We start from the raw sequence: 15,899 nt of genomic DNA, 5'->3' as shown, positions 1-15,899 counted from the left end.
TAAAATTATTTTAAATGGTTGAAGCTTTAGGATATTTCGGAGCATTACTTATTGGATTAGTTCTAGGCCTTACGGGTGGAGGAGGTTCCATTTTAACTGTTCCCATTCTGGTGTATATCATGGGTCTGAATCCGATTACCGCTACCGCCTATTCTCTTTTTATTGTAGGTACCACTTCCGCCTTTGGAACATTCCAGAATTTAAAAATAGGAGTCGTAGATATAAAAACCGGACTTCAATTTGCTATTCCTTCATTAATTGCTGTTTTTCTGACCCGTAAATTCCTTGTTCCTGATATTCCTGAAGTTGTGTTTGAAAAAGGCGGTATCATCCTTACAAGAAGTACCCTGTTGATGATTCTCTTTGGAATTGTAATGTTTGCAGCCTCTATTTCAATGTTGAAAAAGAAATCATTCCAGGTTCCCGATAAAAATCCGAATCTTATTTTGACCGTTATTAAAATTGCACTGGTAGGAGTTTTAATTGGATTGATTGGTGCCGGCGGTGGTTTTCTGATTATTCCTGCGCTGGTTTTTATGGCCAAATTGCCGATGCGAAAAGCTATTGGAACTTCCTTACTAATTATTGCAATCAATTCGCTTATCGGTTTTACCGGCGATATCGGAAACATTGAGATTGACTGGATATTTCTATTAAGTTTTTCGGGTGTAGCCATCATAGGGATTTTTCTCGGCCTCTATCTCAGTAAATATTTAAATGAAGGCCAGCTTAAAAAGGGTTTCGGATGGTTCGTTTTAGTGATGGCCCTATTTATTTTAACTAAAGAATTATTTTTTAGATTGTGATTTTATTAACCTTATGGCTTTAACTTTCTTATTATTTTTGCACCATAAATTTTAAAAAATGAAAATACAACAAATTTATACCGGCTGTATGGCTCAAGCCGCCTATTATTTGGAAAGCAATGGCGAGGCAGCCATTTTTGACCCTTTACGCGAGGTTCAGCCCTATATTGCTAAAGCCCACGCAGATCAGGCAAAGATTAAATATATTTTTGAAACGCATTTTCATGCCGATTTTGTTTCGGGACATCTTGATTTAGCAAAAAAAACCGGAGCCCAGATCATATACGGCCCAACCGCAGCACCTGAATTTGAAGCTGTGATTGCAACAGACAACCAGGAATTTAAAGTTGGAAATTATACCGTCAAAGCAATCCATACGCCAGGCCATACTTTAGAAAGCACCTGTTATCTTTTAACGGATGAAAATGGCAAAGAACACGGAATAATCACTGGAGACACTTTATTCATCGGGGATGTAGGCCGTCCGGATTTAGCGCAGGCTCTGGTGGAAGATTTAACCACCGAAAAACTCGCTTCCTTTTTATATGATTCGCTGCGAAATAAAATAATGACTTTATCGGATGACTTAATCGTGTATCCGAGCCATGGCGCCGGTAGTGCCTGCGGAAAAAACATGAGCAAGGAAACCACAGATACGTTGGGCAATCAAAAGAAAACTAACTATGCTTTGCGTGCTGATATGACGCGTGAAGAGTTTATAAAGGAACTGTTGGATGGATTGGGAACGCCTCCGGCATATTTTCCTCAAAACGTGATGATGAATATTCAGGGATATGAAAGTCTGGATCAGGTCATTGAAAAATCATTAAAACCCCTGCAACCGTACGAATTTGAGGCGTTAGCAAATGAATCAGAGGCCATTATTCTTGATGTCCGTCATGAAAACGATTTCGTTAAAGCACATATTCCAAAATCCATATTCATTGGAATTCAAGGCAATTTTGCACCCTGGGTTGGTGCTTTAGTTATGGATGTAAAACAGCCCCTGTTATTGATTACGCCAGAAGGAAAAGAAGAGGAAGCTATTACCCGACTTTCAAGAGTGGGATTTGATCATGTTATAGGTTATCTTGAAGGCGGCATCGAATCCTGGAAAAAAGCAGGATTTGAGACGGATTCTATAGCTTCCATTTCTCCGGAACAATTTGCATCCGAACTAAATGATAAATGCATCATTGTAGATTCCAGAAAACCAACGGAATATGAAGCGGAACGCATAGAAAATGCTTTAAATATTCCGTTAGATACCGTTAATTCAAATTTGGATTCCGTTCCAAAAAATGACAATTTCTATCTGCATTGTGCCGGCGGTTATCGTTCGGTAATCATGGCCTCGATATTAAAATCCCGTGGCTATCATAACATGGTGAACGTTGAAAAAGGAATGAGCGGCATTAGAAATACATCGGTTCCACTAATCCATTTTGTATGCCCTTCCACTTTGAAGTAATTCAAAATTAAATAATAACAAAAAATTAAGCGCTGAAATGATACAGAACTTATAATTTTAAATACTTTTGCAATCTAAAATCCAAAATAATTAATTAGAAAATGAAAAAAATTCTTTTATTACTTACCGTTTCAGCCGTTTTGTTCTCATGTAACAAAGCTGGAGAAAATGAATACATCATTACCGGAACTATCGAAGGTGCAGATGGTAAAACTGTCATTCTTGAAAAACAGGATGAAATGGGACAACTTAAGTCAATCGATACCGTAAAAATTGAGAAGGGTACATTTACTTTTAAAGGAACAGCTAAAGAGCCAGAAATGCATTTACTTCAGCTAGAGGCCGCTCAGGGTAAAGTACCATTCATTTTAGAAAATGGAGATATTGAGATGAAAATCAATAAGGACAGCATCAACATGACAAAAGTTATCGGTACTTATAACAATGACGAGTTAAATAACTATAAGGAAGCCGGAATGAAGATTCAGAAGAAAATGATGAAGTTTCAAAAGGACAATATGCAGAAAATGCAGGAAGCACAACAAAAACAAGACACCGTTGTGATGAATGGCCTTAGAAAAGAATACAGTCAGTTTGAGAAAGAATTTATGAAACAATCTGATGAATATGTTCCTGCACACCCAAAAGCATTCATTTCTGCTTTGCTTATTGAGGGAATGTTCAATCAGATGGACCCGGATCTTGCAAAAATTAAAAAATTATACAACGGTTTGGATAAATCTGTAAAAGATACCAAACCAGGAAAGTCTATTAAAGCCAAATTGGATAAAATGTCTGGAGTGGCTACGGCAGTTCCAACAGAAGTTGGTACAATAGCTCCTGATTTCAGTGCTCCTAATCCAGAAGGAAAATCTATTTCTTTGAAACAGTCAATGGGGAAAGTTACCTTAATTGATTTCTGGGCTTCATGGTGTAATCCATGTAGAGCGGAAAATCCTACCGTGGTAGCATTATACAACGAACTTCATGCAAAAGGATTTAACATTATTGGTGTATCTTTAGATAAAGATGCTACAAAATGGAAAGATGCTATTGCTAAAGATAAATTAGTATGGAACCAAATCTCAAACTTAAAGTTTTGGGATGAACCAATTGCGCTTACGTACGGTGTGAAATCAATTCCTGCAACGTATCTTTTGGACGCTTCAGGTAAAATAGTAGCAAAAGATTTACACGGTGACGCTCTAAAAGCAAAAATTATCGAGCTTTTAGGAGCATAATCATTACCGAAAGTCCATAAATAAAAAAATCTCCTTATCGGAGATTTTTTTATTTTATTCAATTTCAAGCAATTGAAAATTGTACAGAAAATTAGTTCGGAATTAGTTTGCAAACACCAAAACTGTTGTTATATTTGCAACCGCTTGCAAGAGATGCCAGTCATTTCTTGACCGATGGGGAGATACTCAAGCGGCCAACGAGGGCAGACTGTAAATCTGCTGTGTAAACTTCGCAGGTTCGAATCCTGCTCTCCCCACGATTGTAAAATCAATCAATCTCAAAACCCAGTAAATCTTATGATTTACTGGGTTTTTGCTTTTCTGATTCTTTCAAAATATTCATTCAATCTAAAAACTAAGGGTCAAAATCGAGACCCTGAAAAAGATGCAAATCTGGGTTCTCACAAATTTTCTTAAGCCTTGCAAACACAATGCTCTAACCTGTTCATTATAAAGTTCAAAATGTACTTTATTACGCTGGAATTTAAATTGAATAATAATCAAAAGGTTAACATTATGAAAACAAAAATATTGTTACAATTTTATACTAAGAGCACAAAAAATACGCTGATAACTCAAAGTTGCTTTATATTTGTGAGGGTCCGGTAACATTCACGCCACTGGACGTAGTGGAAACCATAAGACAACCTCAGGTATGACAATTGAACCTATAGTTAAATATATTTCAAATCTCGTTGATGTTTCTGATAACGAGATAAAACTACTATCTCATTTTTTCAAACCATCAAGTTTTCCCAAAGGGACAATCATTGAAAAGGAAGATGTTGTTGCTGAGAAACTATATTTTGTAAGGAAAGGTTTTGTAAGGTCATTTTTTAGTAAAGAAGGCATAGAAATTACAACTCAGATTATAGGTGAAAATAAATTTATAACAAGCTTTAATAGTTTTACCTCAGGAATTACTTCAAAAGAAAATATTCAATGTATCTCAGATTGTGAAGTATTTTATATTACCAAATCAGATTATGAGATACTATCCAATAAAACCGTTTTTTGGGGTAGTTTCTGCAGACAGATTTATGAAAAGATTATTAGTAACAATCAGCAGAGAACGATTGATTTTATAGCACTTTCCGCTGAAAAACGATACTTGAAATTGCTGAAGGAACAACCGGAAATCATTCAAAATGTACCAATCCAATTTATTGCTTCTTACATAGGAATCAAGCCGGAATCTTTGAGCAGGATCAGAAAAAAAATAATTTCCTAACATTTATCAAGTAGTATTCTTTTACAAAAACTGAACTTTGCATCAAAATTTAAAAACTTATAAAGATGCATCAAATAATTCAACTTTCCATTTTACCATTTGGTATGATAAATTGTTTTCTCATAAAAGGAGAAATAAAACACATTTTGGTTGATACAGGTATTCCCAACAGCGAGGCAAAAATTATCAGGCAACTAAAGAAGCATAACATCAAATTAGAAGATATTGGCTTAATCATCATAACTCACGGTCATATTGACCATTTTGGAAGTGCAAAAGAATTAAAGGACATTTTAAAAGTTCCCGTTCTTGTACACGACTTAGATATAAAGGCACTACAAACTGGAAAAAGTATGGTGGAGACTTTAAAGCCTAACAATAAAATTTGGGACATTATACTTAAACCAAAATTAGCAAAAGATACAGCATCGCCTTGTTTACCAGACATAATATTAAATGATAATGAAGAGTATGATTTATCAATTTATGGTATAAATGGGTGCGTAATTCATACACCGGGACACACTCCGGGCTCTTTATCTATTGTACTTGAAAATGGAGATGCTATAATAATGGATTTAGCGTCGTCAGGAATATTGCTTGGTGGAATTGCATTCAATTCAAGAATGAAACATCCACCTTTTCACGATAATTTAGAGCAAGTCAAAAAAAGTTTAGAGAATATCCTTTCATTAAATACAGAAAGATTTTATCTTGGACATGGAAATTCAGTTTCAAAAAAGTCTATAATTAGTTATATAGACAAATTTTTGACCGAGCGAAGCGAATTGACGCAGTAATATTCATATGCTGAAAAACTTATTGAATATAGTGTTGTAAAGGATTTAAAGAAATAAATACTATTGCCAACATCAATTTTAAACAATTTAATAAACATACTTATTTAATGATTACGAATAAAAATGCTGTCCATGCGTTACTGTCAGAATATAAAAAAGCAATCCTCGAATTACAGCATGCAATCCAAAATATTTCTGTTGAGGACTTGACCTTTATAGTTGATACCAAAACTGATAATCCGGATTGCCAATCAATTCAAACTGTTCTTTCCCATGTTGTGCGTTCTGGATATTCATATTGTGTTTATATTCGGAATTTGAGAAATGAAAATGTATTATGTCCTGAAAAAACGAACCGCGGATCTATTTCTGAATATTTAACAGATTTAAATAATGTTTTAAAATTTACTCATGAAACATTTCATACAATTTCTGATAAAGAGCTCGAGAGGTTCAAGGAATCTGAAAAAATAAAAACTTCTTGGGAACAGGTATACGATATTGAACAAATGATGGAGCATGCAATTGTTCATGTTTTACGACACAGATTACAAATAGAAAATTTTAAAGCTAAAATGTGATTTCGTTGCTTTTTAAATGATTCAATAGTATTCCATCCCACTGTTCATTTTTTATAAAGCAGTTCCTTTAAGTAAACAGCGATGTCATTCTGTTTAGCAAATATATTTTCTTGAGAGTGTCGAACAGTACTACTGGGAAGCGTTAAGGTTTTCATTTTTATTCCGGTAAATTTAGCTTTAACAAATATTTATTGATTGTTCGATAAATATTAGCTAATTTTGATTTGTTAAATAATTAAGATGAACAGATTTCACATAATAGTAATCATTATTCTTGGTATCTTCCTGGTACCGGATAATGCTGTGGCATGTGAAAAAAAAAGTATTACAACAGAAAAATCCTGTTGCAAAAAAGAATCTACTTCTAAATCAGAAAAAAAGTCTTGTTGCGATAAAAAAGATAATTCAGGAAAAGAGTGCGGTGGTAAATGTGGACATTCCAAATGTGGGTGCCCATCATCTATAATTACTGTTTTAAATTTTTATGGTGAAATCCATATTAATAATAGTATAGATTTCATTTCCGAAAAACAAAAATTTTATAATTCAGAAACCTTTATATCTTCTGGTTTCTATTCTCTTTGGCTTATACCAAAAATAAGCTAAATCCCTTTTTTGACAGCCATAAGTGTGTCAAATCCATAGCTATGAGCTATAAATTTCCAAACAGTTTATGAAAAATTTCTATACTTTTTAAGTGTAGCTAAATATATTTCTATTCCCTAAACTGTTTGTTTAACCAATTTTATTTTATCAATAAATCAGAGAAATCTTTGATTACAACATTATTAAAAGATGAAAAATTCATTTAAAAAAATAATGATAGTAACTTTTGTATTGCTATCAATTACAATCAATGCGCAAATTAAAAACGCAAAAACAGAAACAGTAAAAGTATTTGGAAACTGCGGAATGTGCGAGACTACAATAGAAAAAGCAGGTAGCATAAACAAAATTGCTAAAGTAGATTGGAATCAAGATACCGGTATGGCTACCCTGACTTATGATACAAAAAAAACCAATCAGGACGAAATATTGAAACGCATCGCGCTGGCGGGTTATGATAGCGAAAAATTTCTTGCACCGGATGATGTATATAACAATCTTCATGGCTGCTGCCAATATGATAGAGAGGCCAAAGTTGCCGTAAAAACCGAAACTAAAGCAGACCCAAGCGATAGCAACGAGGCGAAGCTTATTGCAGCAACAAATGAAAAACAGGAAGTAAACCAACTGAAGCCAGTCTTTGATAATTACTTTTTACTAAAAGATGCCTTAGTTAAATCAGATGGTAAAACGGCTTCAATAAATTCTAAAGAACTGCTTTCGGCAATCAATGCCGTAAAAATGGAAACATTGAAAATGGATGTTCACATGGTTTGGATGAAAGTATTGAATGAGGTAAAAGAAGATGCCGAGCATATTTCAGATACTCAGGACGTAAAACTCCAAAGAAATCAATTTATGACTTTATCAAAAAACATGTACGAGCTTTTAAAAGTATCAAAGACAGAAACACCAACCTATTATCAGTTTTGCCCAATGGCAAATGGCGGTAAAGGAGCCAATTGGTTAAGCAAAGAAAATACAATTAAAAATCCATATTACGGTTCACAAATGTTGAGTTGTGGTAAAACGGTAGAAACAATAAAATAACAAGCACCATTCTGCCTGGCGTGTTACTGAAACTCGTCAGGTTTAAAAAAATAAAATATGAAAAAGTTAATTATGATGCTGGCAGTAGCATTAATCCCCTTTTTAGGAACAGCCCAAATAAAGAAAGCAAATATTCAGGCTAGTGGCTTAACGTGTAGCATGTGTAGTATTGCGGTGTTAAAATCATTAAAAACAGTGGCATTTATTGAGAATATAGAAAGTGATGTAGAAACCTCCACGTTTAAAGTAACGTTTAAAGAAGGTCAGAATGTAGAATTAGATGCTTTGCAAAAAGCAGTCGAAAAAGCAGGTTTTTCAGTATCTAAATTAACTTTTACAATGAATGTCGATAATTTGAATATCAAAAATGCTGCACACACAGCGGTTCAGGGGAAAACGTTTCACTTTGTCAATGTAAAAGAGAAAACGCTTAATGGCGATGTCGAATTTAAATTACTCAATAAAAACTTTATATCCGCTAAGGAATTCAAAAAAGTAAAAGACAAATTGAGTACTGAAACAAATACGAGGGTATATAACGTGACGCTTTAAACATAAAGAATGAAAAAAATAGTAAAATTAGTTTTCTTTTTATGTTTAAGTTTTCAGATGAATGCTCAGGAACTTTTTGTTTTTACAGAGCCGGCAAGTAATATTCCTGCAAATGTTTTGAGTACGCGGTTAATGTCTTCGTTCTATAAGGAAAGGTATGAAAGTGGAACCAATATTCATTTCATGCCGGAAATCCGATACGGAATTTCAAGTAAGCTAATGGTCCAGGGTCAGGCTTTCATTAGCAATCGTAACGAAAATTTAGTTTATGAAGGAGGCGGTTTTTATGCACAATACAAATTCTTGAATAATGATGAAGTAAAAAAGCATTTCAGAATGGCTGCCTATGGTCGTGTGAGTTTCAATAATGCCGACATTCATCAGGAAGAAATAGAAACAGTCGGACACAACTCTGGTTTTGAAGCAGGTATTATCGGAACGCAATTATTACACAAAGTCGCAATTAGTTCGTCGTTAAGTTTTGAACAGGCAATGAATAATGAGAGTTATAGATTTCCTGATGAACAATCAAATAGTGCGATAAATTACACACTCTCAGTAGGAAAACTGATGTTACCTAAAAAATATACAGGGTATGATCAAACAAATTTCAATTTAATGTTGGAGTTTTTGGGTCAACGACTCAATGAAAACGGAAAATCTTATTTAGACATTGCGCCGTCAGTGCAATTTATTTTGTTTAGCAGAGCCCGTTTGGATTTAGGGTACCGCCACGAATTATACAGCACAATGTATCGAAGCGCGCCCAATGGATTCACCTTCCGATTGGAGTATAATTTTTACAATGTGTTTTAAAATTTGAAAAACAATTGAACTTTATAAAAATTAACAATAACTGACTTACAATTAAACAATTATCATTAAATTTAAATAATAAATTAACATGAAAAATATAGCAAAAATCAGCATCATCGTTTTAGTTTTCTCACTTACTTCCTGTAAGGATAATAAAACAACCAATCAAAATGATACTAATACAGATGCGACAATAAAAGAACAAAGTAAAGATGATGAGCAACTATATGCTTGCCCTATGCATCCTGAAGTAACAGGTCACAAAGGTGACAAATGCCCTAAATGCGGGATGGAATTAACAGAACCAGTTGTACAAAATGAAGCAGCTCATGATCATACTGATGGTAGTCATAATCACGATGATGCAACAACCGTTGAAGTCAATAATGAAGCTGCATCCGTTACCCAAACAACATTCTCTACAAATGAAATAATTTCTGATTATTTAAAATTAAAAAACGCATTAACAAAAGACGATACAAAGGGTGCAGCCAGCGCAGGTAAAGTATTATATGCAACTTTTAATAAGGTAAAACCCAATTCAATAGATGCAAAATTGAAAAAAGAATATCTTGATATAGCCGATGATGCCAAAGAACACGCCGAACATATTGGTGATAACTCAGGTAAAATTGACCACCAAAGAGAACACTTTGCCATGTTGAGCAAAGATATTAACGATTTAATAAAAGCTTTTGGAACAAAACAAAAACTTTATCAGGATTATTGCCCAATGTATAATGATAATAAAGGTGCAATTTGGATTAGTGAAACCAAAGAAATCAAAAACCCTTATTACGGTTCACAAATGCTTAAATGCGGGTCAATGAAAAAAGAATTGTAAATGAAAAAAGCAATCAGGATAATAGTCACAATAGGATTTATTGTTTTTTTGCTAATGCAGTTATATCAACCTGCCCGTAATTTAGATGATGGGCAGGTTTTACCCGAACATTTTACAAAAGTATATCATGTCCCGCAGAATGTGCAGGCCATTTTGCGAACTTCTTGTTATGATTGTCACAGTAATAACACTAATTACCCTTGGTATTCATACATACAACCAGGACGGATTTTCATGGAAAATCACATTAAAAAGGGAAAGAAGGACTTAAACTTTAGTGAGTTTGGTAAATATTCTAAACGAAAACAAGGCAGCAAATTAGAAGCTATTATCAAACAAATGGAATCGGGTAAAATGCCCATAGCCTCCTACACGTTACTACATAAAAAAGCATTAATAACACCTACTCAAAAAAAGGAAGTAATCAATTGGATTAATATAACAAAATATAGTCTTTCATTAGAAAACTAATTGTTATGGTAGAAAAATTAAATATCATTTTCGTTAAAGAATATTTTTTTGCAATAAAGTTACAGAACGCGGTATGAGACGGCAATTTCACTCTCACCCGCTATTATATCGATATGGGTTGGGATCAGGAATCACAATTATATAGTAAGTACATTTTATAAATTTAATTTAAACATTATGAAAATCAAGTCAATTTTATTAGGTACTGCAGCTGCACTATTACTGGCAAACTGCAAAGAAAAGACAGAACAAACAACTGAAATGGAAACAACAGTTACCGATACAGTTAGCAGTGAAACAGGTCACGACATGAATCATTCCGATGCTGTATCTGGAGAATCCCCGATTATGGCATCTATGCAAAAAATGATGGAGAAAATGCATCAACTGGAGAAAACCGGCAATGCTGATTATGACCTCGCTGCTTCAATGAAAGAGCATCATCAAGGCGCCATTGATATGTCTGCTGCGGAAATTAATTCGGGTACTGATGCCAAGCTCAAAGAAATGGCTCAAAAAATGACGGAAAAGCAACAAATGGAAATTAAAGAATTGGAAGGCATAATGTCACAATCAAAAGGCGGTGTCAAAAATTATGATGACAAGGATCAAGGATTGGGTAAAGCAATGATGGACAATATGAAGTCGATGATGAAAATGACAGAACCTACAGGCTCAATTGATAAGGATTTTGCTACTATCATGGTAAAGCATCATCAAGATGGAATCATGATGGGTCAGGCGATTTTAAAATACGCCAAAAATGCAAAGTTTAAATCAATGACTGAAAAAATGATTACTGATCAAAACAAGGATATTAAAGAACTGGAAAGCTGGTTAGCAGCACATTAATATTAAATCATTACAACGGCTTTCAGAAAATGAATCCTTAGTTGCCGGATCGGAATAATTCAAAAAAAAACTAAGCAAAAAGCGCAATCTTAATTTTAACTCTTATGGTAGAAAAATTAATATCCTTCTCGTTAAAAAATAGATTTGTTGTCCTTCTCGTGTCAGCCTGCTTATTTGCTTGGGGTATTTATAGTGTACAACAAAATCCTATAGATGCAATTCCTGATTTATCAGAAAATCAAGTTATTGTTTTTACAGAATGGATGGGAAGAAGTCCACAGGTTATAGAAGCCCAAGTAACTTATCCTTTAGTTTCTAACCTGCAAGGAATACCAAAAATTAAAAATATACGCGGGGCATCTATGTTTGGGATGAGTTTTGTCTATATCATTTTTGAAGATGATGTAGATATATATTGGGCACGAACCCGTGTACTGGAAAGATTAAATTATGCCCAACGATTGCTGCCTCAAAATATTGTTCCAACATTAGGTCCCGATGGCACGGGGGTTGGACATATTTTTTGGTATCATTTAGAAGCCAACGGGATGGACTTAGGAGAGCAACGTGCCCTACAGGATTGGTATGTGAAATTTGCATTGCAAACCGTTCCTGGTGTGGCTGAAGTAGCTTCCTTTGGAGGTTTCGAAAAGCAATATCAGTTGGTGTTAGATCCTTTAAAAATGCAATACTACAATGTAAGCATGATGGAGGTGATGAATGCTGTAAAGGCAAATAACAATGATGTTGGGGGCAGAAAATTTGAAATGAGCAATATGTCCTATATTATAAGGGGATTAGGCTATATTAAAAACATCAAGGATGTCGAAGATATTGCTATTAAAAATTATAATGCTGTTCCTGTTAAAGTAAAAGACATTGGTTCAGTACAAATGGGAGGCGATTTGCGTTTGGGAATTTTTGACGAAAATGGCACAGGCGAAGTCGTAGGCGGAATTGTAGTCATGCGATATGGTGAAAATGCTGATGAAGTAATAAAAGCAGTAAAAGAAAAAATGAAAGAAGTCGAAAAAGGACTGCCAGAAGATGTTTCATTTAAAACTTCCTATGATAGAAGCGAACTAATAGAACAAGCGATTGAATCTGTTAAAGGAACTTTAATCGAAGAAATGATTGTAGTCTCTATTGTCATTCTCCTTTTTCTTTTTCATTGGAGAAGTGCATTGATTATTCTTATACAGTTGCCAATATCCGTTGCTGTCGGGTTTATTCTACTTCAGGCGTTTGGTATTTCATCCAATATTATGTCATTAACTGGTATTGCTCTTGCAATAGGGGTTGTAGTAGATGATGGAATTGTGATGGTAGAAAATGCCTATCGGAATATTTCGGAAAAACAGGAAGAAATGGATAATAACCAGCAATCAATTGAAAAATGAAAAGCTTTCTGAAAAAAATATTCAAAAAAGAACACGACTCATTATCTTCTGAAGAAAAATTGAAGATCATTGAGGCATCCTCCAAATTGGTCGGGCCAGGTGTTTTTTTTTCAACGATAATCGTAATTACTTCGTTTTTGCCGGTATTCCTTCTTACGGGGATGGAAGGCAAATTGTTTAGTCCGCTGGCTTGGACAAAATCTTTTATACTTATTGTGGATGCGTTTTTGGCCATTTCACTGACGCCCGTTTTGATAAGTTTTTTACTTAAAGGCAAACTTCGCCCGGAAGCAAAAAATCCAATTAACAAAAAACTGGAAAGCATTTATACTCCTATCCTTATTTTTTGTTTAAAATGGAGAAAAACGGTGTTGGGTGTAAATATCATTGCATTACTAATTGGCGTGTTGATGTTTACACGTTTGGGTTCCGAATTTATGCCACCATTGGATGAAGGCTCCATTCTGTTTATGCCCGTCACCCTACCCGATGTGTCAAATTCGGAAGTAAAACGAATTTTACAGGTACAGGACAAACTGATAAAATCGGTACCCGAAGTAGCCCATGTCCTTGGTAAAGCCGGAAGGGCGAACACGGCAACAGACAATAGTCCCATAAGCATGATTGAAACCATTGTTTTGCTAAAACCCCAAAGCGAATGGAGAGAAGGAAAAAGCAAAAATGATATAATAACTGAAATAAACAATAAGCTGCAAATACCCGGTGTCACTAACGGTTTTACACAACCCATTATTAATCGTATCAATATGCTTTCTACCGGTATCAGAACTGATGTAGGCATAAAAGTTTATGGAGCAGATTTAGATACTATAAATGCTTTATCTCAAAAAATAAAAAAAGCATTGGAAGGTACAGCTGGAGTAAAGGATTTATATTCAGAACCTATAACTGGAGGGAAATATATAGATATTGAAGCAAAGAGAGAAGCAATTGGCAGATATGGACTTACCATTGATGATGTAAATAGCGTTGTCGAGGCTGCCATTGGAGGTATGAAACTGACTACGACGATTGAAGGAAGGCAACGTTTTTCGGTAAATGCACGATATGCACAAGAATACAGAAATAGCATAGAAGCTTTGAAAAAACTACAAGTGCAAACCATGCAATTCGGACCAATCCCATTAGAAGCTATTGCTGACATAAAAATAAGTGACGGACCTCCAATGATAAATAGTGAAAATGCGATGCTTCGTGGTAGTGTCTTATTTAATGTTCGGGAGCGCGATTTAGGAAGTACCGTAAAAGATGCACAGAAAAAACTCAATGCAATGATTTCAAAAATGCCTAAAGGATATTATGTGGAATGGAGCGGACAATGGGAAAATCAAATCAGGGCCAATAAAACATTACGCATGATTTTGCCCATAGTTGTTGTTATAATTTTCCTTATTTTATTCTTTACCTATCATTCGATGAAAGAAGCTTTAATCACAATGATAACAGTGCCATTTGCCTTAATAGGAGGAATTTTTATGGTCTATTTCTATGGCATCAATTTATCGGTCGCAGTAGCAGTTGGTTTTATTGCACTATTCGGAATGGCCATAGAAACAGCTATGCTAATGACCATTTATTTGAATGAAGCCATGAATAAAATGGTAGCAAAATATGGCAACAGTAAAGAGGCGATCACCGAAGCTATTTTACGGCAACATATTATTGATGGCTCGGCAAAAAGATTGCGGCCAAAACTAATGACCGTTTCCGTTTCTCTATTTGGATTAATCCCGATTCTGTGGGCAACAGGAACGGGGGCCGATGTGATGCTTCCCATTACAGTTCCGCTCATCGGAGGAACAATCACTTCAACTATTTATGTATTATTGGTAACACCGGTTGTTTTTGAAATAGTAAAGCTACGTGAATTAAGAACAAAAGGTAAAATAGAACTTATAGATGTTAAAGAATAATTATTTTCTCGTTATAAGCTGTTTGCTTTTAAACACTGCTAATATAGTAGCGCAAAAACTTTCGTTGGAGAATGTTTTGACTACTATCAAAGTAAGTAATCCACAGCTAAAAATGTATGATGCAGATATACTAAGTATGGATGCAGCAGCAAAAGGGGCTAAAAGTTGGATGCCGCCACAAGTCAGTACAGGCTTTTTTATGACGCCATACAATCCCAAAATGTGGAAGGCCGACGAGATGACGCCCGGAATGGGATTTTATATGTTAGGTGTTACTCAAATGATACCTAATTCAAAAAAATTAAAGGCAGATTACAATTATATGAGCACCATGTCTTCGGTGGAAACCGAAAATAAAAACTATACCAGTAATCAATTGTATGCTATTGCTAAAACAAATTACTATCAGTGGCTGATACTGAATAAAAAAATAAAACTTGCCAATGATAATTTATTGCTTTTAGAATATATGATTAAAAGCATGGAGATACGATACCAGTATAACATGGATAAATTACCCACGTATTATAAAGCAAAATCGCAATACGGCACATTGGAAAGCATGATAGTAATGTTACAAAATGATATTTATCAAAAACGAATTATGCTTAATATGTTGATGGCGAGAGATAAAAATACCGCTTTTGAAATAGATACAATCTATAAATTAAACGATTTTAATTTGTCGAAATCAGATACAACATTCCTTTCTCAAAATCGAAGCGATGTAAAAGCTATTGAAAAAACAATGGCATTGAATCAATTGAAAATAGCTGCTGAAAAAGCAAAATTATTACCAGAGTTTGGGGTCAAATATGATCACATGTTTGCATTTGGAGAACAACCACAACAATTCTCTTTGATGCTGATGGTTAATATTCCTTTTGCACCATGGTCAGCGAGAATGAGTAAAGCCAATATCAATAGTTTTAAACTAAAAAACGAAAGCCTGAACTGGCAGAAACAAATGGTTTTGAACGAAGCTTCAGGAATGATTTCAGGAATGAATGCAGAACTTGTGAACTTAAAAAAGCAATATGACATTGCCGAAGAAAGTGTCATCCCGGCTCTTCGCAGGAATTATGATACTTCAATAATAGCCTGGCAAAATAACACTGGCGATTTATTTGTTGTTCTGGATGCCTGGGAAGCATTCAACATGTCACAAATGGATGCTTTGGATAAATTACAAGCTATTTTGACAACACAAATAGAAATAGAAAAACAACTGGAAACTAAATAAA

16 protein-coding genes and 1 tRNA gene are annotated in these 15,899 nt (G+C 34.6%); all 17 read left to right on the top strand.

What is annotated here, in order from left to right; genetic code table 11:
- The first annotated feature begins 14 nt into the window (after positions 1 to 14).
- On the top strand, positions 15 to 806 hold the full coding sequence (locus tag FNW07_RS12385) for a sulfite exporter TauE/SafE family protein (protein ID WP_126744338.1): 792 nt from the start codon (positions 15 to 17) through the stop codon (positions 804 to 806).
- A 58-nt stretch (positions 807 to 864) separates the two neighbouring features.
- On the top strand, positions 865 to 2,277 hold the full coding sequence (locus FNW07_RS12380) for a rhodanese-like domain-containing protein (RefSeq protein ID WP_126744339.1): 1,413 nt from the start codon (positions 865 to 867) through the stop codon (positions 2,275 to 2,277).
- A gap of 101 nt (positions 2,278 to 2,378) precedes the next feature.
- Positions 2,379 to 3,518, top strand: coding sequence for a TlpA disulfide reductase family protein (locus FNW07_RS12375; protein ID WP_126744340.1), 1,140 nt, complete (start codon positions 2,379 to 2,381; stop codon positions 3,516 to 3,518).
- A 176-nt stretch (positions 3,519 to 3,694) separates the two neighbouring features.
- Positions 3,695 to 3,775 (top strand) — tRNA-Tyr (locus FNW07_RS12370).
- A 398-nt stretch (positions 3,776 to 4,173) separates the two neighbouring features.
- Positions 4,174 to 4,749: a Crp/Fnr family transcriptional regulator gene (locus FNW07_RS12365; protein WP_126744553.1), complete on the top strand. Its 576-nt coding sequence runs from the start codon at positions 4,174 to 4,176 to the stop codon at positions 4,747 to 4,749.
- Positions 4,750 to 4,814: 65 nt separating this feature from the next.
- Positions 4,815 to 5,549, top strand: coding sequence for an MBL fold metallo-hydrolase (locus tag FNW07_RS12360; protein ID WP_126744552.1), 735 nt, complete (start codon positions 4,815 to 4,817; stop codon positions 5,547 to 5,549).
- 107 nt (positions 5,550 to 5,656) lie between these two features.
- Positions 5,657 to 6,130: a DinB family protein gene (locus tag FNW07_RS12355; protein ID WP_126744551.1), complete on the top strand. Its 474-nt coding sequence runs from the start codon at positions 5,657 to 5,659 to the stop codon at positions 6,128 to 6,130.
- A gap of 240 nt (positions 6,131 to 6,370) precedes the next feature.
- Entirely contained in the window at positions 6,371 to 6,736 is a 366-nt protein-coding gene (locus FNW07_RS12350; protein ID WP_126744550.1) for a hypothetical protein, read from the top strand.
- 189 nt (positions 6,737 to 6,925) lie between these two features.
- Positions 6,926 to 7,786 (top strand): DUF3347 domain-containing protein, encoded by an 861-nt coding sequence (locus FNW07_RS12345; protein WP_126744549.1) that lies wholly within the window; start codon positions 6,926 to 6,928, stop codon positions 7,784 to 7,786.
- Positions 7,787 to 7,843: 57 nt separating this feature from the next.
- On the top strand, positions 7,844 to 8,338 hold the full coding sequence (locus FNW07_RS12340) for a heavy-metal-associated domain-containing protein (protein ID WP_126744548.1): 495 nt from the start codon (positions 7,844 to 7,846) through the stop codon (positions 8,336 to 8,338).
- A 9-nt stretch (positions 8,339 to 8,347) separates the two neighbouring features.
- On the top strand, positions 8,348 to 9,154 hold the full coding sequence (locus FNW07_RS12335; protein ID WP_126744547.1) for a hypothetical protein: 807 nt from the start codon (positions 8,348 to 8,350) through the stop codon (positions 9,152 to 9,154).
- 88 nt (positions 9,155 to 9,242) lie between these two features.
- A complete protein-coding gene (locus tag FNW07_RS12330) occupies positions 9,243 to 9,998 on the top strand; it encodes a DUF3347 domain-containing protein (protein WP_126744546.1) in 756 nt (251 codons plus the stop codon).
- Entirely contained in the window at positions 9,999 to 10,469 is a 471-nt protein-coding gene (locus FNW07_RS12325) for a heme-binding domain-containing protein (RefSeq protein ID WP_126744545.1), read from the top strand.
- 177 nt (positions 10,470 to 10,646) lie between these two features.
- On the top strand, positions 10,647 to 11,321 hold the full coding sequence (locus tag FNW07_RS12320) for a DUF305 domain-containing protein (RefSeq protein WP_126744544.1): 675 nt from the start codon (positions 10,647 to 10,649) through the stop codon (positions 11,319 to 11,321).
- A 104-nt stretch (positions 11,322 to 11,425) separates the two neighbouring features.
- Complete coding sequence (locus FNW07_RS12315) at positions 11,426 to 12,721, top strand: efflux RND transporter permease subunit (RefSeq protein ID WP_126744543.1); 1,296 nt, start codon at positions 11,426 to 11,428, stop codon at positions 12,719 to 12,721.
- Positions 12,718 to 14,655 (top strand): efflux RND transporter permease subunit, encoded by a 1,938-nt coding sequence (locus FNW07_RS12310; RefSeq protein ID WP_126744542.1) that lies wholly within the window; start codon positions 12,718 to 12,720, stop codon positions 14,653 to 14,655. The genes FNW07_RS12315 and FNW07_RS12310 overlap by 4 nt, the downstream gene beginning before the upstream one ends.
- Complete coding sequence (locus tag FNW07_RS12305) at positions 14,642 to 15,898, top strand: TolC family protein (RefSeq protein WP_126744541.1); 1,257 nt, start codon at positions 14,642 to 14,644, stop codon at positions 15,896 to 15,898. The genes FNW07_RS12310 and FNW07_RS12305 overlap by 14 nt, the downstream gene beginning before the upstream one ends.
- The last annotated feature ends 1 nt before the right edge of the window (position 15,899 follow it).

Source organism: Flavobacterium sp. GT3R68 (assembly GCF_007109225.1).
Lineage (GTDB): Bacteria > Bacteroidota > Bacteroidia > Flavobacteriales > Flavobacteriaceae > Flavobacterium.
The sequence above is the reverse complement of the archived record's forward strand: the minus strand, read 5'-3'. Positions and strand labels throughout refer to the sequence as shown.